The organism is Desulfonatronospira sp. MSAO_Bac3, assembly GCF_003838035.1.
Taxonomy (GTDB): Bacteria; Desulfobacterota; Desulfovibrionia; order Desulfovibrionales; family Desulfonatronovibrionaceae; genus Desulfonatronospira; species Desulfonatronospira thiodismutans.
On record NZ_QYZY01000353.1, the window covers coordinates 1 to 1,312 of the forward strand.

Sequence of the window (1,312 nt, forward strand, 5' to 3'; positions counted from 1 at the left end):
CATGGTCCCGCAGTCCAGAGCCCGCCTGACCGCCTCCCGGTAAAAATTTTCATCATCCCACAATCTGCATATGGTATCCAGCCAGGGTCTGACTTCCTCCTCGTCAGGGATCACGGTATATTTTTCGCGGCATTTAGCCGGGATATCCAGCAAAAAGCCGCCCCCATTGAGCTGTTCCGGGATGCCGGCATGGTTGGAAGCCACCACCGGGATGCCTCCCAGCTGAGCCTCGGCAATGCTTCGGCCCGAGGCCTCATTCCAGAATGAAGGAAATATCAGAATCGACGTTCTGGAGTATATTCTGCGCACCTCCTGCTGATTGGGGATCCACCACACGTTGCGCACGCTCGCAAGATCCAGCCCGGCCTTGCGCCATTGTTCGTCGGTCATCCTGCCCTCTACAGCCAGAAAAGTCAGGTCTGGCCGCTCCCGTTCAGCCATGAGCACCAGCCTGGCAAAAAGTGCGGCGCCTTTTTCAGGGGACGGATTAATGAAGGTGATGAAGCCGTTATGCCTCTGTTCAGGCTCTTTGCAGGCCAGGGTATAGCCGGGATCTGGAACCTGGGTCGGAGGCAGAAGGGTTCGCAGTATGTCGCTTCTGATCCCCAGCTTCTCCCGGTAATAGTCGCTCTGGAACCGGGAGGGCACCAGCACCTGGTCAAAGGGCCGGAAAAGCTCGGCCTGGGAATAGCTGGGGTTGGCCAGGTAGAAAATCAGGGTTCTGCAGACCTTGCGGGCCTCTTGCACCAGGGCCTGCAGCAGTTTGGAACTGCCGTAGGTAATTACCACATGAGGCCGGACTTCCTCCAGAGCCTGCCTGGCCCGGTTGAAAAAGCCCTGAGTTTCTTGGCTGCTTCGGCTGTGACTGCTCTGAGTATAGTAGATAAGGTGTTTGACTCCGTCCTGTTCCAGTTTGAATGTCTTGCCGGTGTTTTCAGGAACTGCAAACTGTTCGCCGACAATTGTAGAGACTGGATAATCTTCCTTGCCATCAAACAGTGCCATCTGCACTGCATGGGCTTCCCATCCGGCCCCGGCCAGAGTGGAGAGAATGGCCCGCATCTGTTGAGCAGCCCCGCTTCGGCGGTCCAGGCAGCACATGGGTGACAGCCACATAATCTTTTTGTTGCTGGGAGTGGTCATGGGTGAGGCTCGGTCCTGTTATGCGCGCCTGCAGGACAAGAAATCTGCAGGCGCGGATTGTCATGGTCAGTCGGGTTTGAATAATTGTAACTATTGAAGAGGAATTAACTGGTTTCCATCCGGAAAGTCTTTCTTTCCGGATGTCGAAGCCATTGGTTTTCTTTCCGGA

Annotated in this window: 1 protein-coding gene; it reads right to left on the minus strand. The window is 55.5% G+C overall.

Features of this window, described 5'->3' with window-relative positions; translation table 11 throughout:
* Positions 1–1,143: glycosyltransferase family 4 protein (locus tag D5S03_RS12575; RefSeq protein ID WP_287044269.1), on the minus strand; the 1,143-nt coding region annotated here is incomplete at its 3' end.
* Positions 1,144–1,312: the final 169 nt, after the last annotated feature.